Below are 17,553 nucleotides of genomic sequence, written 5' to 3' on the forward strand. Positions count from 1 at the left end.
CACCCTCTCCCGGCCCCGACCCCCGGGGCCGGGCGAGAGTGCCGGGTAGCGGCCTCCAGCCTCACACTGCCGTGTCGTCCTGTCTGTGCCCGCCGAGTCGGTACCACTGTGGGCCCGTCCGGTTCATGGGCCACCCGAGCCCTTGCGTCGTCGCGGGATCGGCGGACAGCAGCTCCCAGCCCCGGAACGCGCTCTCGACCTCACCCTGGGACACCCCTTCAACCAGAGACCGCATCCACGTGCGCCCGAAGGCAAGCAGCAGCAGTGTGGCTCCGGGGTTCGCCAGGGCCAAGACGCCTCGGGCGTACGCGTCCCGCTGCCGCGAGCTGAGGCCTTGGAAGCAGCCGACATCGAGGAAGAGGTCGAACGTGCCGAGGCCGGTCGCAGGAAGGTCGGTCACGTCGCCCACGACGTACGTCGCACCCTCCGCGCCTGTGCGCCGGGCGGCGTCGATCGCCGCCGGGACGTTGTCGATGCCCACGGCCTTCCAGCCTCGTCCCGCCAGCAGGGCGGTGTACTTGCCGCGACCACAGCCGAGATCCAGGGCCCGGCCCAGTGGGCGGGAGCGTTCGCTCTCCTCGCGTTCGAGCAGGGAGGCGATCCCGTCCGCGGCCGTCGTCGCGTAGCGCTCCCACGGCGCGATGCCCAGCCGATACATGCGGGCGTACTTCGACATGTCCATCTCCCTGCTCCCAGCCATGACAGAGACACATGGTGGCCCCGTAGGCGTCAACCAGTGCGCGTCTCCATCATGAACGGCGAAGCGGTGGCGGTCAGCGCAGGGAGTCGAGCAGCTTCGCCGCGATGGCTTCCGGCGTGAGACCGACGCGGTCGAGCACCTGGCCCCGGGAACCGTGGTCGAGGAACTCGCGCGGCAGGCCGAAGAGGTCGACTGGCACGTCGGAACCGCTGTCGCGCAACGCCTGCACGACGTGCGACCCGACTCCCCCGGACACCGAGTTGTCCTCGACGACGGCGACCCGGCCGGCGTCGCCGGCGTCGCCGGCGAGGTCGCCCAGGACCGGGTTGACCGGCAGGGCCCACACGGGGTCGACGACGCGCACGCGAAGGCCCTCGGCGGCGAGCTTGTCGGCGACAGTGAGCGCCGTGGCTGCCATCGACCCGACACCGACGAGCAGCAGGTCCACGGCATCGGCGTCCGGCTCGGCGAGCACGTCGACCCCGGACACCGAACGCACGGCCGAGATCGCGTCGCCGGCCGAGCCCTTGGGGAACCGGATGACCGAGGGTGCGTCGGAGATGTCGACGGCTGCCCGGAGCGCCAAGGGAATCTGCTGGCCGTCACGCGGCGCGGCGAGGTGCAGCCCGGGCACGACGCCGACGATCGACATGTCCCACATGCCGTGGTGCGAGGCGCCGTCCGGCCCGGTGACACCCGAGCGGTCGAGCACGAACGTCACGCCGGCCCTGTGCAGCGCACAGTCCATGAGCAGCTGGTCGAAGGCCCGGTTGAGGAAGGTCGCATAGATCGCCACGACAGGGTGGAGGCCGGCATACGCGAGTCCGGCAGCCATCGTCGTGGCGTGCTGCTCGGCGATGCCGACGTCGAAGGTGCGCTGGGGGAACCGCTTCGCAAAAGCGTCGAGCCCCACCGGGATCATCATCGCGGCGGTGATGGCGACGATGTCCTCGCGCTCCTCGCCGAGCTCGACGAGGGCGTCACTGAACTCGTCGGTCCAGCTCCGGCCCGAGATCTCCAGCGGCAGGCCGGTCTCGGGGTTGATGACGCCGACGGCGTGGAACTGGTCGCTCTCGTCGTTGACGGCCGGGTCGTAGCCCTTGCCCTTCTGGGTGATGACGTGCACGAGCACCGGCCCCCCGTAGGCGCGCGCCCGACGGAGTGCCTGCTCCAGCGCCGCCTCGTCGTGGCCGTCGACCGGGCCGATGTACTTGAGGCCGAGGTCCTCGAAGAGGCCCTGCGGCGCGACGATGTCCTTGATGCCCTTCTTGACGCCGTGGAGCGTCTCGTACATCGCTCCGCCCACGACGGGCGTGCGGTGCAACGTGGACTTGCCCCAGTCGAGGAAGCGCTCGTAGCCGCGGGTGGTGCGCAGCGTCGCGAGGTGGTCGGCGAGGCCGCCGCGGGTCGGGGCGTAGGAGCGCTCGTTGTCGTTGACGACGACGACGAGCGGGAGGTCGCGCTCGGCGGCGATGTTGTTGATGGCCTCCCAGGCCATGCCGCCGGTGAGCGCGCCGTCGCCGATGACGGCGACGGTGTGCCGGTCGCGCTCGCCCGACACGACCCGGCCGGCCGCGATGCCGTGGGCCCACGACAGCGAGCTCGACGCGTGAGAGCTCTCGACGACGTCGTGCTCGGACTCGGCGCGGCTCGGGTACCCGGACAGCCCACCCTGCTTGCGCAGGCCGGAGAAGTCGTGGCGTCCGGTGAGGAGCTTGTGGACGTAGGACTGGTGGCCGGTGTCGAAGACGACCGCGTCACGGGGGCTGTCGAACACCCGGTGGATGGCGATCGTCAGCTCGACCACCCCGAGGTTGGGCCCGAGGTGCCCCCCGGTGCGGGAGACCTCGTCGACGAGGAAGGTCCGGATCTCCTGCGCCAGGGTCGCCAGCTCGGGTCGGGTCAGGGCCTTGAGGTCGTCAGGTCCCTGGATGCGCTCCAACACGCTCACGCGCTCTCCCTCTCGGTGCCGATGTCCATCCGCAAGAGTCTAGGTGCTGCCGCACAGGCCGCCGCTCCCCCAGGGCCCCCGGTGGCGACCCTCACACGAAACGTTCACGGGCCCCACACCTCTCCCCGCCGCGGGGGCAGGATCTTCGCGTCAGAGCCGCGGCACGAAGGCGTGCCCCTGCATCGCCTCGAGAAGCAGCCCCGCGGCCCGTCGCGCCGCCAGGAGGCGGGCCCCCTCGGCCTCGAGCGCTGCCAGCGACGCCGCGATCCCCTCGGGCTCGACGTGTTCGGCGAGGTCGACCCGAAGTCCCCGGTATGCCGTCCGCATCGCTCCCAGCTGCGCGTCGAGGTGGTGCGTGGTCACCCACGCGAGGGCGATCGGGTGCCGGCGCCACACGGCATACATGCGGTAGTCCGAAGGGCACTGGTCGAGGAGCCAGCCGACGGCGGGCACCTGCCAGCCGGGCGCCCCCGGCGGCGGGACACGATCCGGCCAGCCGGGCGGGCCCGGTCGACTGGAGCCGCCCGGCGACCCGGGGCTGGCAGCACGGCGCAGAGGAGGTGGCGCCGAAGGATCGAACATGTGTTCGATGATATCCCCCTCCAGGGCGTCTCAGGGCGGGCCACATCGTGGACCGCCCTCGGTCCATGCCATAACTGACTCTTATGCTTCCCCTAAGCAATGCCACCCATTGAGGATCGAGGACCCCATGACGAGCGTCGCCTCCGGCAGCCGCGCGCTGCGGCCACCGCGCACCGGGCGCTCCCACGGCCAGTGGGCCGTCGACGGCCGCGAGCCGCTCAACCCCAACGAGGCGTTCAAGGCGCAGGACAACGGCCTCAACGTCCGTGAGCGGATCGAGACGACCTACGCCCGCGATGGCTTCGACTCCATCCCCGGCGAGGACCTGCACGGCCGCTTCCGCTGGTGGGGCCTCTACACCCAGCGCAAGCCGGGCATCGACGGTGGGCGCACGGCCCAGCTCGAGCCGCACGAGCTCGAGGACAAGTACTTCATGCTCCGGGTCCGCACCGACGGCCAGGTCCTCTCCCCCACCCAGCTGCGGGTCCTCGGTGGGATCTCGACCGACTTCGGCCGCGAGAGTGCCGACATCAGTGACCGCCAGAACATCCAGTACCACTGGATCGCCATCGAGGACGTCCCCGAGATCTGGCGCCGGCTCGAGGCCGTCGGGCTCCAGACCACCGAAGCGTGCGGTGACACGCCCCGCGCGTTCCTCGGGAGCCCGGTCGCCGGGATCGCCGCCGACGAGATCATCGACCCGACCGCCGTCATCCGCGACATCACCTCGCGCTGGCTCGGCGACCCGGAGCTGTCGAACCTGCCCCGCAAGTTCAAGACCGCGATCACCGGGCACCCGAGCCTCGACGTCGTCCACGAGATCAACGACATCTCCCTCGTCGGGGTCGTCCACCCCGAGCTCGGCCCGGGCTTCGACCTCTGGGTCGGCGGTGGGCTCTCGACCGCACCACGGCTCGCCGAGCGGGTCGGCGTCTTCGTCTCCGAGGCGGACGCCCCCGACGTGTGGCACGGCGTCATCTCGATCTTCCGCGACTACGGCTACCGCCGCATGCGCACCAAGGCGCGACTCAAGTTCCTGCTCGCCGAGTGGGGGCCCGCGAAGTTCCGCGAGGTCCTCGAGACCGAGTACCTCGGACGCCCCCTGCCCGACGGCCCGGCACCGGCTCCCGCCAAGGGTCCCGGCGACCACGTCGGCGTCCACGCGCAGAAGGACGGTCGCTTCTACGTCGGGGCTGCGCCGGTCGTCGGCCGGGTCAGCGGCACCATCCTCACCCGCCTGGGCGACCTCGTCGAGCAGGTCGGCGGCGACGGGGTGCGGCTCACCGCACACCAGAAGCTCGTCGTCCTCGGCGTCCCGGAGGAGGGAGTCGAGACCCTCGTGACAGGCCTCGAGGAGCTCGGCCTCACGGCGACGCCCAGCCCCTTCCGCCGGACCACGATGGCCTGCACCGGGATCGAGTACTGCAAGCTCGCCATCGTCGACACCAAGGACACCGCGACGGCTGTCATCGCCGAGCTCGAGCAGCGTCTCGCCGGGATCGAGCTCGACACCCCGATCTCGTTGCACGTCAACGGGTGCCCGAACTCCTGCGCCCGGATCCAGACCGCCGACATCGGTCTCAAGGGGCTCATCACGACCAACGACGCCGGCGACAACGTCCCGGGCTTCCAGGTGCACCTCGGCGGCGGGCTCGCCTCGCCCGAGCGCGACGAAGCCGGGCTCGGCCGCACCGTGCGCGGTCTCAAGATCCAGGCCACCGACCTGTCCGACTACGTCGAGCGCCTCGTCCGCCGCTTCGTGGAGCAGCGCGTCGAGGGCGAGTCGTTCGCCACCTGGGCCCACCGGGCCGACGAGGAGGAGCTGGTATGAGCACCCTGACCCGTCACGGGACGAAGCGCAGCGAGGAGGAGCTCCGGGCGCTGGCGGTGGAGGGGGCCGCGCTCGACGACACCGATGCCGTGGCCGTCGCCCGATGGGCCGCCGAGACGTTCCCGGGGACGCTCGCGGTGGCCTGCAGCATGGCCGAAGGCGTTCTCCCACACCTCATCTCGCAGCACGCCCCCGGAGTCGACGTCCTGTTCCTCGAGACCGGCTACCACTTCAGCGACACCCTCGGGACCCGCGCCCGGGTCGCCGACGAGCTCGACGTCACCGTCGTCGACGTCCTGCCCGAGCTCACCGTCGCCGAGCAGGACGCGAAGTTCGGCCCGCGCCTGCACGACCGCGACCCCGCCCTCTGCTGCGCCATGCGCAAGATGGAGCCGCTGGCCCGCACCCTCGCCGGCTACGAGGCCTGGGTGACCGGAGTCCGACGTGACGAGGCGCCCACCCGGACCGAGACCCCCCTCGTCACCTTCGACGAGAAGCACGGCCTCGTGAAGGTCAACCCCCTCGTCACCTGGTCGCTCGACGACGTCACCGACTACGCCATCGACCACGGCGTGCCGGTCAACCTCCTTCTCTCGGACGGCTACCCGTCGATCGGGTGCGAGCCGTGCACCCGGGCGGTCGCCCCCGGCGAGGACCCCCGGTCCGGCCGCTGGGCCGGGCTCTCCAAGACCGAATGCGGGATCCACACATGAGCGCCGCCACCGCGGAACGACCGGTCTCGCCCACGAGCCGGTCCCACGTCCTCAGCCAGCTCGACGCCCTCGAGGCCGAGGCGATCCTCATCATCCGTGAGGTCGTCGGCGAGCTCGAGCGTCCGGCGCTGCTCTTCAGCGGCGGCAAGGACTCCGTCGTCATGCTCCACCTCGCGGCCAAGGCGTTCTGGCCGGCACCGATCCCCTTCCCGGTGCTCCACGTCGACACGGGGCACAACTTCCCCGAGGTGCTCGCCTACCGTGACGAGACCGTCGAGCGCCTCGGGTTGCGGCTCGAGGTCGCCAAGGTGCAGGACTACATCGACGACGGCCGGCTGCGCGAACGTGCCGACGGCCTGCGCAACGCCCTCCAGACCCAGCCCCTCCTCGACGCCATCAACGAGCACCGGTTCGACGGCGTCTTCGGCGGCGGGCGCCGTGACGAGGAGAAGGCCCGTGCCAAGGAGCGCATCGTCTCGCTCCGAGACGAGTTCGGGCAGTGGGACCCGAAGAACCAGCGTCCCGAGCTGTGGAACCTCTACAACCCCCGGCACCGGCCCGGCGAGCACGTCCGTGCGTTCCCCATCAGCAACTGGACCGAGGTCGACGTGTGGAGCTACATCGAGCGTGAGGACATCCCCCTGGCGCCGCTCTACTACGCCCACGAGCGCGAGGTCTTCCAGCGTGACGGCATGTGGCTCGCGGTCGGTCCGTGCAGCCAGCCGCGCGACGACGAGCCCGTCGAGACGCGCCTCGTCCGCTACCGCACCGTCGGCGACATGTCCTGCACGGGAGCCGTCGAGTCCCCGGCTCGGACCAACGCCGAGATCGTCGTCGAGGTGGCCGCCTCCACCCTGACCGAGCGCGGCGCCACTCGCGCCGACGACCGCATCTCGGAGGCCGCCATGGAGGACCGCAAGAAGGAGGGGTATTTCTGAAATCCCCACGAAGTTCTCCGCTCGTCCCTCGCTCCGATACTTCGCGGGGGCCCCAAGACCAAGGACACCCTGAGATGAGCACGCTCCTTCGCCTCGCCACGGCCGGCTCGGTCGACGACGGCAAGTCCACCCTCGTCGGACGGCTGCTCCACGACACCAAGTCCGTCCTGTCGGACCAACTCGCGGCCGTCGAGCGCGTCTCGCGCGACCGCGGGCTCACCGCCGCCGACCTCGCCCTCCTCACCGACGGCCTGCGCGCCGAGCGCGAGCAGGGCATCACCATCGACGTCGCCTACCGCTACTTCGCCACGGCGAAGCGGTCCTTCGTCCTCGCCGACTGCCCCGGCCACGTCCAGTACACCCGCAACACCGTCACCGGCAGCTCCACCGCCGACGTCGTCGTCCTCCTCGTCGACGCCCGCAAGGGCGTCCTCGAGCAGACACGCCGCCACCTCGCCGTCACCGCGCTGCTCCGCGTGCCGCACGTCGTCGTCGCCGTCAACAAGATCGACCTCGTCGACTTCTCCCAGGAGGTGTTCGACCGGGTCAACTCCGAGGTTCAGGCCGTCGCCCGCGAGCTCGGCGTCGAGGACGCGACCGCGATCCCGGTGAGCGCCCTCGACGGCGACAACATCGCCGAACGCTCGGCGCGAACCCCTTGGTATGCCGGCCCGAGCCTCCTCGAGCTCCTCGAGGCGCTGCCGCCGGCCGACGACCCCGTGCACGAGCCCTTCCGCCTGCCGGTCCAGCTCGTCATCCGCCCGCAGGGGGCGGCGCGCGACGAAGCCCACCGCGACTACCGGGGGTATGCCGGGCAGGTCGCCTCGGGTGTCGTGCGGGTGGGCGACGAGGTCGTCGCACTGCCGTCCGGGCAGCGCACGACGGTGACCGGGATCGACCTCGCCGAGCGCTCGCTGGACGAGGCCTTCGCCCCCCAGTCGGTCACGCTTCGCCTCGCGGACGAGCTCGACATCTCCCGTGGTGACGTCCTCGCCTCGGCGGCCGACGCGCCCGAGCCGACGCAGGACATCGCCGCCGTGGTCTGCTGGCTGGGAGACGCCCCGCTGCGCCCCGGGCAGCGGCTCCTGCTCAAGCACGGCTCCCGCACGGTGCAGACCGCGGTGCGCTCGCTGGACGGTGCGCTGGACCTCGACGACCTGCATGCCGTGCCGTCGGAAGCGCTGGCGCTCAACGACATCGGTCTCGTGAAACTCCGTCTGGCCAGTCCCGTCCCCGTCGAGAACTACTCGACGTCGCGTCGGGCCGGCTCCTTCCTCCTCATCGATGCGCACGACGGCCGCACGGTCGCTGCAGGCATGGTCGGCGCGACCCTGCCGACCGCGGCCGAGGCGCCGACCCGACCGGAGGGTGACGAGGAATGGGACATCTGAAACCGGCCCTGCCGGTCGCTCTCGACCTCACCGGTCGTCTCGTCGCCGTCTTCGGTGGCGGACCGGTGACGGGTCGACGCCTGCGCACGTTCCTGGCCGAGGGTGCCGTCGTGCGGCTCGTCTCGCCATGGGCCTGCGAGGAGGTCCAGGACCTCCTCGCCGAGCACCCCGACCGCGCGTCGTGGCTCCAGCGCGACTACGCCGGAGCTGCCGACCTCGACGGGGCGTGGCTCGTGCACACCGCCACGGGCGACGCGGACGTGGATGCACGCATCCGCTCCGACTCCGACGAACGCCGGCTGTGGTGCGTCGACGAGACGGACGCCCTTGCGTCGCGTGCCAGCGTGCTCACCAGCACCCGGGTCGAGACCCCCGACGGCACCCTCACGGTCGCGGTCCACGCCGACGGTGATGCGCGGCTCGCCGCCACGGTGCGTGACGGGATCGACCTCGCCCTGCGCTCCGGTGACCTCGACCTGCGCCGACACCGGCCCCGCGAGACCGGGTGGGTGGCCCTCGTGGGCGGCGGCCCCGGGGCCGACGGGCTCCTCACCACTCGAGGGCACGAGCTCCTGGCCTCGGCGGACGTCGTCGTCATCGACCGGCTCGCACCCCGAGGCGTCGTCTCTCGCCTCCCCGCGTCGGTGCGGGTCATCGACGTCGGCAAGACCCCAGGCCACCACCCCGTCCCCCAGGACAGGATCAACGAGATCCTCGTCGAGGAGGCCGAGCGCGGCCACGGTGTCGTCCGCCTCAAGGGCGGCGACCCCTACGTCCTCGGACGCGGTGGTGAGGAGCGCCTCGCGTGCGAGGCACACGGCATACCCGTCGAGGTCGTCCCGGGTGTGACGAGCGCGGTCGCCGTCCCGGCGGCAGCGGGCATCCCCCTGACCCACCGCGGCATCGCCAAGGCGTTCACCGTCGTGTCCGGCCACGAGCAGATCCCGACCCTCCCGCCCGGAACCGACCACACCCTCGTGCTGCTCATGGGCGTCTCCACGCTGCGTGACACGACGAGGATCCTCATCGACAACGGTCGCCCCGGCAGCTGCCCCGTGGCGATCATCGAGCGGGGGTTCCTCCCCGACCAGCGGGTCACGCTCGGGACCCTCGCCGACATCGCCGACACGGCCCTCTTCCGGCGGGTCCAGTCGCCCGCCGTCGTCGTCGTCGGTGACGTCGTCGACCTCGCCCACAGCTGAAAGCGCTGGAGAGCCAGCGGTTGCACTAACCTCGCAGAAGGTCTTGAGTGAGACCCAGATCACAGTGCCGTGGTCAGAGGAGGACAGATGTCCAGACGTCAGCAGTCCCCACCGAGCCGCTTCCGACGTGGCCGACGGCTCGCCTCCAGCGTGGGGGTCCTGACCCTCACCGCCGGCCTCACCGCCGCCTGTTCCAGCGGCCCGGAGGGCACGGTCGTCAACCTCTACGGGGGTGCGTCCGCGTCGAAGTTCGACGAGCTCATCGATGCCTGCAACAAGGAGGCGGCGGGCAAGTACACCATCGTCGGCAACCTCCTCCCCAGCGACGCCGACGGTCAGCGCGAGCAGTTCGTCCGGCGCCTCGCGGCCAAGGACGACGGGCTCGACCTGCTGGGGATGGACGTCACGTGGACCGCCGAGTTCGCCGAGGCGGGCTGGATCCGAGAGCTCACCGGGGAGAAGAAGGACGCCGCCATCGATGGTGTGCTGCAGCCACCCGTCGACACGGCGACGTGGAAGGACAAGCTCTACGCGATCCCGCGCACGACCAACGTCCAGATCCTCTGGTACCGCAAGAGCCTCGTGCCCGAGCCCCCGGAGACCTGGGACCAGCTCATCGAGCAGTCGCAGGCTCTCAAGGACTCCGGCAAGCCGTTCCAGATCGGGTTCACGGCGGCTCAGTACGAGGGCTACGTCGTCAACGTCAACAACGTGCTCAACGCCTACGGCGGCACGTTCGTCAACGAGGACAGCACCGAGGTCACCCTCGACGACAAGGCGGTGCAGGGGCTGACGCTCCTCAAGAAACTGGCCACGTCCGGGCTGGTCAGTGGTTCGCTCTCGAACGCGCAGGAGCCGGAGGTCTTCGCCGACCTGCAGGCCGGCCGGTCGGCCTTCTCCCTCAACTGGCCCTACGTCCTGTCCGCGATGCGGGAAGCCAATCCTGAGGTGGCGGCCGACCTCGGTTACACGACCTTCCCCACCGTCGAGGCGGGCGAGCCGCCCAAGGTGACCCTCGGTGGCATGAACTACGCCATCAGCAGCTACACCAAGCACCCCGAGCAGACCTACGAGGCGGCCATGTGCCTCCGCAATGAAGAGCACCAGGTCAAGGCCGCGATCGACGCCGGTGACGCCCCCGTCCTCGAGAGCATCTACACGAGCAACGCCGAGTTCCGCAAGCAGTACCCCATGGGCGACGTCATGCTCGAGGAGCTCAAGAACGCGGTCCCCCGACCCCGGACCCCGGTCTACCAGAACATCTCGACGCTGGTCTCGACCAACCTCTCTCCCCCGAGTTCGATCGACCCGGAGTCGTCCACGTCCGAACTGCGTGACCTCATCGCGCAGACCCTCGAAGGGAAGGGGATTCTGCCGTGAGCACCAACGCTGCCGAAGCCGCGGGTTCCGAGGTCATCGACGAGGCCACGGAGCCTCGCGGCAACGGCCCCGACGAGGGCACCGAGATCGCCAAGAAGCGGTTCAGCGAGGGCAAGCGTGCCGAGCGCAACCTCGGCCTCAAGCTCGTCGCACCCGCGGTGGTCATCATGCTCGCCGTGACGGCATACCCGATCTTCTACGCGCTGTGGCTGTCCCTGAACCGCGCCGATCTGCGCACCCCCGATGCCAACGAGTTCGTCGGCCTCGAGAACTACGTCACCGTCCTGTCCAGCTCGATCTGGTGGCAGGCGTTCGGGATCACGATGTTCATCACCGTCGTGAGCGCCTTCTTCGAGCTCATCTTCGGAATGCTGCTCGCGATCGTCATGCACCGCACCATCGTCGGCCGTGGCCTCGTGCGCACCTCGGCGCTCGTGCCCTACGCGATCGTCACCGTCGTGGCGGCCTTCTCGTGGCGCTTCGCCTGGACCCAGGACCTCGGTTGGCTGGCCGGCGACAACGCCCCACTCACGGGCAAGTGGTCCTCGATCGCGATCATCATCCTCGCCGAGGTGTGGAAGACCGTGCCGTTCATGGCACTGCTCCTCATGGCAGGACTGGCGCTCGTGCCCGAGGACCTGCACAAGGCGGCGGCGATGGACGGCGGCTCGGCGTGGCAGCGGTTCTGGGCGATCACGGTGCCGCTCATCAAGCCGTCGATCCTCGTGGCCCTGCTCTTCCGGACGTTGGACGCCTTCAGAGTCTTCGACAACATCTTCGTGCTCACCGGAGGTGCGAACGAGACCGCGTCGGTGTCCATGGTGGGCTACAACAACCTCATCAGGGGTCTCAACCTCGGCATCGGGTCGACCATGGCGGTGCTGATCTTCCTCTCGATCGCCATCATCGCGTTCATCTTCATCAAGGTCTTCGGGGCCGCCGCCCCGGGGTCCGACGACGGCGGGAGGCGCTGACATGCAGCAGGAGACGACGAAGCAGAAGCTCACCTGGTCGATGGTCAACATCCTCGTGCTCGTCTACGCGTTCGTGCCCGTCATCTGGATCATCTCGCTCTCGCTCAAGGACTCCGCGACCCTCAACGACGGGAAGTTCCTCCCCGTCTCACCGTCGTGGGCGAGCTACCAGCAGATCTTCGACAACCCGGACTTCACGCGGGCGCTCATCAACTCGATCGGCATCTGCCTCATCGCGACCTTCGTGGCGATCATCTTCGGCACGATGGCGGCCTACGCGATCGCCCGGCTGGACTTCCCCGGCAAGAGGACGATCGTCGCGCTGTCGCTGCTCATCGCGATGTTCCCGCAGATCGCCCTGGTCACCCCGCTCTTCAAGATCGAGACCGCCCTGGGACTCTTCGACACCTGGCTCGGCCTGATCATCCCCTACATCACCTTCGCCCTTCCGCTGGCGATCTACACCCTGTCGGCGTTCTTCCGGGAGATCCCGTGGGAGCTCGAGAAGGCCGCCAAGATGGACGGGGCCACGCCCTACCAGGCCTTCCGTCAGGTCATCACGCCACTGGCGATGCCAGGGGTCTTCACGACGGCCATCCTCGTCTTCATCAGCTGCTGGAACGACTTCCTCTTCGCGATCTCTCTCACGTCGACATCGAACTCACGCACCGTCCCCGCCGCCATGGCGTACTTCACGGGCGCGACGACCTTCGAGAAGCCCACCGGGCCGATCGCGGCCGCGGCCGTCATCATCACCATCCCCATCGTCATCTTCGTGCTGCTCTTCCAGCGACGGATCGTGGCCGGACTGACGTCCGGTGCCGTCAAGGGCTGAGCAGGAACCCGTCAGGACACCAAGGAGCAGTCATGGCAGAGATCGTTCTCGACAACGTCGTCAAGCGCTATCCGGACGGCGCGCTCGCCGTCGACAACTTCAACCTCGAGATCGCCGACGGCGAGTTCATCATCCTCGTGGGGCCGTCGGGGTGCGGGAAGTCGACGACCCTCAACATGGTCGCCGGCCTCGAGGACATCACCCAGGGGCGTCTCCTCATCGACGGCGACGTCGTCAACGACAAGGCGCCCAAGGACCGTGACATCGCCATGGTGTTCCAGTCCTACGCCCTCTACCCCCACATGACCGTCGGCGAGAACATGGGCTTCCCGCTCAAGCTCGCCGGGGTCGACAAGGCGACGATCGCCAAGAAGGTCGGCGAGGCCGCCGAGATGCTCGAGCTCAACCAGCACCTCGACCGCCGCCCGGCCAACCTCTCGGGTGGCCAGCGGCAGCGGGTCGCGATGGGACGCGCGATCGTGCGCTCCCCCAAGGCCTTCCTCATGGACGAGCCGCTGTCCAACCTCGACGCCAAGCTGCGCGTCCAGATGCGCACCCAGGTCTCCCGGATCCAGAAGAGCCTCGGGACGACGACGATCTACGTCACGCACGACCAGACCGAGGCCATGACGCTCGGCGACAGGGTGGTCGTCATGCGCGGTGGTGTCGTGCAGCAGGTCGGCTCGCCGACCGAGCTCTACGAGCACCCCACCAACCTGTTCGTGGCCGGCTTCATCGGCAGCCCGTCGATGAACTTCCTCCCGGGCACGCTGGAGGGCGGCGGCAAGGTCGTCACCACGCTCGGCGAGTCCACGCTCCCGGACGAGCTGCGGCAGGCCCTCGAGAGCGCCAACGGCTCCAAGGACGTCATCGTGGGCATCCGGCCCGAGCATTTCGAGGACGCCCGGCTCGTTCCCGAGGCCAAGGGTGGCGCCCGCTTCACCGTCCCGATCGACATCGTCGAGGCGATGGGGTCCGACATCTATGCCTACTTCACCGTCCGCGGTGAGGGTGCGCACTCCGCCGACCTCGACGACCTCGCGGCCGACGCGGGCAACGACATGCACGGCGAGGGCACGTCGATCACCGCTCGGCTCGACCCGGCCGCGCGCACGGCCCAAGGGCAGGACGCCGAGCTCTGGTACGACACGTCCCAGCTGCAGATCTTCGACGGCAAGAGCGGCGAGAACCTGCTCAAGGGCGTCGAGCGCACCAAGACGGGGTCGGAGAGCAGCCAGGCCTGACCGAGCGGTTCGGGGTGGGCGCAGGGCCGCTGACGGCGGCGGCGCTCACCCCTTCTGCTTGCCCTTGGCCCGGGCGATCTCCTCGAAGACCTCCTCGGACCAGATGTGCTCGCCGAACAGCTGGTAGCGGGTTCCGGCCAGTCGCACGTAGGCGTCGCCCTCGGCCTCGCCCTCCTCGACGAACCCGCCTTCGCGGGCGAGCTCCATGACCATGGAGAACTCCTCGGCGTACCACCGGGCCGCCGCGTGGGCAGCGGTGAGCAGCACGCCTTCACGGAACATGAGACGGGCCGCCCAGGCCTCGACCATCTCGGCGAGCAGCGGGTAGCCGGCCGGGTCGTTGCACGAGACCTCCTTCCGCGCCAGCCGGTCCAGGGGGACCCGCTCGAGGAAGATCCGGCGCATCGCCTTGCGGCGCAGGTCACCGCGATGCCGTATGCCGTCCGGGCTGAGCGTCGTGCGGATCCGCGTCACGTCCGCCTCGATGAGGCTGTCGCCCAGGGCACGCACCACGGACACCCTGTGGTGCCCGTCGCGGACGAAGTACATGTCGCCGACCTGGTAGACGTCGATCGGCGGGATGGGCTGACCACGACGCACGGCCTCGGCCAGCCGTTCCCACCGGGCCCGGTTGCGACCCGACGTCGGGCGGAAGCTCGGGTCGAACTCGCGGACCTTGTCGACCGACCCGACGATGTGGTCGACCGGGATGCTCTGCACCCCCAGGGACTGCTCACCGCGGTTGCCGACGGCCTTGAGGACCTCGTCGAGGGCGAGCACCCGGTCCTCGTCGCCGCGCACCTTGCGGGCCAGACCGGACATCCGCTGCTGCCGCCGCACCTTGAGGAAGTCCGCCTCGGCGTCGGCGCGGGGGAAGCCGGTGTCGGACACCATGATCAGTGCGCCAGCTCGATGTCGAAGACCCGAACCGGGACGACGTTGCGGATGGTCGTGTCGCCGACCCGACGGTCGGGGCGTGGCTGCCCGTGCGGGTGGATGTGGCCGTGGAGCAGCCACGTCGGCCGCAGCCGGTCGAGCAGGCCGTGGAGGGCCGCGATCCCGACGTGGGGACCGTCGTCCTCGTCGCCGAGCCCCAGGGGCGGCGCGTGGGTGAGGAGGATGTCGACCCCCGCCGAGCCCTGCGAGGAGCGCCACGGCCGGTGGGCCCGCCACGACAGCCGGCGAGCACGGAGGTGGTACTCGCGCTGCGAGTACATGTTGGGTCCGGGGCGGTAGCGCACGCAGCCGCCGAGTCCCGCTATCCGCAGGCCGGCGACCTCGACCACGCGGCCATCGACGTTGACCGCACCGACGGGACGCGGTGTGGGACAGGGCATCCCGGCGTCGAGGTGAAGCCCGGCGCGCGACACCTTGGTGCTCGCGACCTGCGGGTCGTGGTTGCCGGGGACGAAGACGACAGGAACGTCGACGGCCGAGGCAACCGCCTCGATGTAGTCCCAAGGGAGGTCCCCCGCACAGACGACGAGGTCGGGTCGGATGCGGGTGAGCCGCTCCCCCACGAGGGAGTCGTCCACCTCGTCAGCGATGGCGAGGACCCGCACCATCGCCCCAGTATGCCGCTCCGGCTGGGCGGCGTCACTCAGCCGACGACGACCTCGAGACCCGGAGCCTGCACGTCCACGACCTCACCGTCCGCGTTCACCGACAGCGACACCTCGACGTCGCCGACCCTGAGCCCGCGCACCGTCATCGCGCCGAACGGAGCAGGGCTGATCGGGGAGACGGTCAGGATCCGGTTGGGCGCGTCGGCACCGAGTCCTAGTACCGCCTCGACGAGGGCACCGGAGGAGGCAGCGGCCCACGCCTGCGGTCGGCACGACGCCGGGTAGGGCTTGGGTCGTCCCATGAGGAGCTCCCCGCCGAACAGCTCGGGCCACCGGTTGCCGGTCCACGAGCCCACCTCGACCAGTGCCGAGAGGACCCGGGCGGCCTCGTCGGTGAAGCCCTCCCGGGCCAGGCCCAGTGCGGCGATCGCGTTGTCGTGCGTCCACACCGAGCCCGTGTGATAGCCGAGCGGGTTGTATGCCGGGTTGTCCCGTGACAGCGTGCGCACACCTGCCGCGCCGAGCATGTCGGGAGCCGTCAGCGTGTATGCCGTGCGCCGCGCCTCGGCTGCGCTGAGCACGCCCGTCCCGAGGACGTGACCCATGTTGCTGCCGACCCCGTCGACGGGCAGGCCGTCGCCACCGATCGCCATGGCCAGGTGGCGGACCGACGGGGAGTCGACCCAGAACCGGTCGCGCACGGTCTCGGCCATCCGGTCGGCCCACGAGCGCCACTCGTCGCCCGACTCGCCCAGGACCGACTCGAGCAGGTGCGCCGCTCCCCGAGCCGCTGCCACGGCATACGCCTGCGTCTCGACCAAGGCGATCGGAGCGTCGGCGATCGTGCCATCGCTGCGGCGCATCGAGTCCCCGGAGTCCTTCCACCCCTGGTTCGCCAGGCCCGATCCGCTCGCGTCGACGTAGCGCAGCAGCCCGTCGCCGCGCTCCGCCTCGCTGCGCATCCACGACAGGGCGGCACGCAGGTTCGGCTCGAGCTCGCGGACGACCCGCTCGTCCAGGCCCCAGCGCCACGCGTCGTGGAGCAACCGGACCCAGAGCGGGGTGGCGTCGACCGAGCCGTAGTAGACCGGAGGCAGGGTCATCCCCGTCACGGGGTCGACATAGGTGCTGCGGCGTACCTCGTGCAGGATCTTGCCCGGCCCGGACGCGGTGATGCCGTCGGACGTCGTCCCCTGGCGCCGGGCGAGCGCGCGCAACGTCCCGCGGGCGAGGTCGGTGCCGAACGGGAGCATGAAGCGGGCGGCCCACAGCGAGTCGCGACCGAAGAGCGTGAGGTACCAAGGCGTCCCGGCCGCCGCGAAGACGTCCTCGGAGGAGTCGGGGTCGGTCAGCAGGAGCCCGCGCAGGTCGGCGAGCGACTGGGCCACGAGCCGACTCGGTCGAGGGTCCTCGCACTCGACTGCGACGCCGTCCCAGTTGATCGCGTCCCAGCCGGCGTCGGTCGCGAAGACCGGATGTCCGCTCCGCCTGCTCGTCACGCTCGTCCGGAGGGTCTCCGTGCCGCCGGGGGCGACCGTGGTGGACCAGACCCACGTCGAGCCGCCGGTGCTGTCGCCGCCGTCGCTCCCACCGGCGGCCCCGCCGTCGGCCGTGAACGTCGTGGTGTGCCGCTCGTCCTCCCATGTCACGGACTGCGCCGTGGCCACGGCATCGAGGACCTCACCCGAGGCGCCTCCCTTGACGGTGGCCACGTCGGCACCGTCACCGCCGAGCCGGATCGCGACGCGCACCACGACGGGTTCGGCCGCGTGCGAGGCGAGCGTGAGGCTCTCGTGCATCCCCTGCTCGACCAGCGTCCGCTCACGGACGAGCTCGACCGTCGGGTCCGCTCCGGCGTCGCCGAGCGAGCGCAGGAGCGTCGAGACCGTCGTCGCCGGTCCGGAGCTCGCCGCTGCGAGCCACGCGGGCCGGTCCCCCTCGACCGTGACGTCCCACACCGAGAGGACGCGTCGGTCGTCGACGAACAGACCCGTCCCCGGTGAGCCGAGGTCGCCGTGCCGGTCCGACACGCTGGTGACGTTCCCCCGCACCGCGATCTCGAACTCGTGGAGCCACGGCTGCACGTAGCGCGTCATCCCCGTCCCCCATCCTCGGCGCCGCGGCGGACGCCCTCGATCACTTGACAGCCAAACGTGGTCCGGGTCACAGTAGGAACTATAGTGATTTGAAGGTTCAAATTCGACCGCCTCGGCGTGGGAACCGACAGTCGCACCGCTTCTTCACCGT

Annotated in this window: 15 protein-coding genes; 9 read left to right on the top strand and 6 right to left on the bottom strand. The window is 70.3% G+C overall.

Features of this window, described 5'->3' with window-relative positions; translation table 11 throughout:
• Positions 1-61 precede the first annotated feature (61 nt).
• The 3 genes from LL946_RS17920 to LL946_RS17930 all read right to left on the bottom strand — a co-directional run bounded on the left by LL946_RS17920 (position 62) and on the right by LL946_RS17930 (position 3,233).
• Entirely contained in the window at positions 62-700 is a 639-nt protein-coding gene (locus LL946_RS17920) for a class I SAM-dependent methyltransferase (RefSeq protein ID WP_404383118.1), read from the bottom strand.
• 73 nt (positions 701-773) lie between these two features.
• Positions 774-2,651 carry a 1-deoxy-D-xylulose-5-phosphate synthase gene (gene dxs / locus LL946_RS17925; protein ID WP_404383120.1) on the bottom strand — a complete coding sequence of 626 codons (1,878 nt, stop codon included), beginning with the start codon at positions 2,649-2,651 and terminating at the stop codon, positions 774-776.
• Positions 2,652-2,801: 150 nt separating this feature from the next.
• Entirely contained in the window at positions 2,802-3,233 is a 432-nt protein-coding gene (locus tag LL946_RS17930) for a hypothetical protein (protein ID WP_404383122.1), read from the bottom strand.
• Positions 3,234-3,360: 127 nt separating this feature from the next.
• Here LL946_RS17930 and LL946_RS17935 point away from each other — a divergent pair, with 127 nt between their 5' ends.
• The 9 genes from LL946_RS17935 to LL946_RS17975 all read left to right on the top strand — a co-directional run bounded on the left by LL946_RS17935 (position 3,361) and on the right by LL946_RS17975 (position 13,741).
• The gene (locus LL946_RS17935) at positions 3,361-5,064 is read left to right on the top strand and encodes a nitrite/sulfite reductase (protein WP_404383124.1); all 1,704 of its coding nucleotides are present in this window, start codon (positions 3,361-3,363) and stop codon (positions 5,062-5,064) included.
• On the top strand, positions 5,061-5,777 hold the full coding sequence (locus LL946_RS17940) for a phosphoadenylyl-sulfate reductase (protein ID WP_404383126.1): 717 nt from the start codon (positions 5,061-5,063) through the stop codon (positions 5,775-5,777). Before LL946_RS17935 ends, LL946_RS17940 begins: the two co-directional genes overlap by 4 nt.
• On the top strand, positions 5,774-6,715 hold the full coding sequence (gene cysD / locus LL946_RS17945; RefSeq protein WP_404383128.1) for a sulfate adenylyltransferase subunit CysD: 942 nt from the start codon (positions 5,774-5,776) through the stop codon (positions 6,713-6,715). The genes LL946_RS17940 and cysD overlap by 4 nt, the downstream gene beginning before the upstream one ends.
• A gap of 74 nt (positions 6,716-6,789) precedes the next feature.
• Positions 6,790-8,106, top strand: a complete 1,317-nt coding sequence (locus LL946_RS17950) for a sulfate adenylyltransferase subunit 1 (protein ID WP_404383130.1) — start codon at positions 6,790-6,792, stop codon at positions 8,104-8,106.
• Positions 8,094-9,308 (top strand): uroporphyrinogen-III C-methyltransferase, encoded by a 1,215-nt coding sequence (gene cobA / locus LL946_RS17955; protein WP_404383132.1) that lies wholly within the window; start codon positions 8,094-8,096, stop codon positions 9,306-9,308. The genes LL946_RS17950 and cobA overlap by 13 nt, the downstream gene beginning before the upstream one ends.
• Before the next feature lie 87 nt (positions 9,309-9,395).
• Positions 9,396-10,688 (top strand): ABC transporter substrate-binding protein, encoded by a 1,293-nt coding sequence (locus tag LL946_RS17960; protein ID WP_404383134.1) that lies wholly within the window; start codon positions 9,396-9,398, stop codon positions 10,686-10,688.
• Positions 10,685-11,662 (top strand): carbohydrate ABC transporter permease, encoded by a 978-nt coding sequence (locus LL946_RS17965; protein ID WP_404383136.1) that lies wholly within the window; start codon positions 10,685-10,687, stop codon positions 11,660-11,662. Before LL946_RS17960 ends, LL946_RS17965 begins: the two co-directional genes overlap by 4 nt.
• A 1-nt stretch (position 11,663) precedes the next feature.
• Positions 11,664-12,497, top strand: a complete 834-nt coding sequence (locus tag LL946_RS17970; RefSeq protein ID WP_404383138.1) for a carbohydrate ABC transporter permease — start codon at positions 11,664-11,666, stop codon at positions 12,495-12,497.
• Positions 12,498-12,529: 32 nt separating this feature from the next.
• Complete coding sequence (locus LL946_RS17975) at positions 12,530-13,741, top strand: ABC transporter ATP-binding protein (protein WP_404383140.1); 1,212 nt, start codon at positions 12,530-12,532, stop codon at positions 13,739-13,741.
• Positions 13,742-13,786: 45 nt separating this feature from the next.
• Here the strand turns inward: LL946_RS17975 and LL946_RS17980 are convergent, their stop codons facing one another.
• From LL946_RS17980 to LL946_RS17990, 3 genes are read right to left on the bottom strand one after another with little or no spacing between them, the layout of a single operon-like run.
• Positions 13,787-14,635 (bottom strand): chromosome partitioning protein ParB, encoded by an 849-nt coding sequence (locus LL946_RS17980; protein WP_404383142.1) that lies wholly within the window; start codon positions 14,633-14,635, stop codon positions 13,787-13,789.
• A gap of 2 nt (positions 14,636-14,637) precedes the next feature.
• Entirely contained in the window at positions 14,638-15,306 is a 669-nt protein-coding gene (locus LL946_RS17985; RefSeq protein WP_404383144.1) for a metallophosphoesterase, read from the bottom strand.
• A gap of 35 nt (positions 15,307-15,341) precedes the next feature.
• Positions 15,342-17,402, bottom strand: coding sequence for a glycogen debranching N-terminal domain-containing protein (locus LL946_RS17990; RefSeq protein ID WP_404383146.1), 2,061 nt, complete (start codon positions 17,400-17,402; stop codon positions 15,342-15,344).
• Between the last annotated feature and the right edge of the window lie 151 nt (positions 17,403-17,553).

This window comes from Knoellia locipacati (genome assembly GCF_044791685.1).
Classification (GTDB): domain Bacteria; phylum Actinomycetota; class Actinomycetes; order Actinomycetales; family Dermatophilaceae; genus Knoellia; species Knoellia locipacati_A.

Bases quoted from the DNA above. Each gene is read 5' to 3' on its own strand.
- LL946_RS17920 (WP_404383118.1), bottom strand. From the start codon at position 700: ATGGCTGGGAGCAGGGAGATGGACATGTCGAAGTACGCCCGCATGTAT.
- LL946_RS17930 (WP_404383122.1), bottom strand. From the start codon at position 3,233: ATGTTCGATCCTTCGGCGCCACCTCCTCTGCGCCGTGCTGCCAGCCCC.
- LL946_RS17935 (WP_404383124.1), top strand. From the start codon at position 3,361: ATGACGAGCGTCGCCTCCGGCAGCCGCGCGCTGCGGCCACCGCGCACC.
- LL946_RS17940 (WP_404383126.1), top strand. From the start codon at position 5,061: ATGAGCACCCTGACCCGTCACGGGACGAAGCGCAGCGAGGAGGAGCTC.
- cysD (WP_404383128.1), top strand. From the start codon at position 5,774: ATGAGCGCCGCCACCGCGGAACGACCGGTCTCGCCCACGAGCCGGTCC.
- LL946_RS17950 (WP_404383130.1), top strand. From the start codon at position 6,790: ATGAGCACGCTCCTTCGCCTCGCCACGGCCGGCTCGGTCGACGACGGC.
- cobA (WP_404383132.1), top strand. From the start codon at position 8,094: ATGGGACATCTGAAACCGGCCCTGCCGGTCGCTCTCGACCTCACCGGT.
- LL946_RS17960 (WP_404383134.1), top strand. From the start codon at position 9,396: ATGTCCAGACGTCAGCAGTCCCCACCGAGCCGCTTCCGACGTGGCCGA.
- LL946_RS17970 (WP_404383138.1), top strand. From the start codon at position 11,664: ATGCAGCAGGAGACGACGAAGCAGAAGCTCACCTGGTCGATGGTCAAC.
- LL946_RS17975 (WP_404383140.1), top strand. From the start codon at position 12,530: ATGGCAGAGATCGTTCTCGACAACGTCGTCAAGCGCTATCCGGACGGC.
- LL946_RS17980 (WP_404383142.1), bottom strand. From the start codon at position 14,635: ATGGTGTCCGACACCGGCTTCCCCCGCGCCGACGCCGAGGCGGACTTC.
- LL946_RS17985 (WP_404383144.1), bottom strand. From the start codon at position 15,306: ATGGTGCGGGTCCTCGCCATCGCTGACGAGGTGGACGACTCCCTCGTG.
- LL946_RS17990 (WP_404383146.1), bottom strand. From the start codon at position 17,402: ATGACGCGCTACGTGCAGCCGTGGCTCCACGAGTTCGAGATCGCGGTG.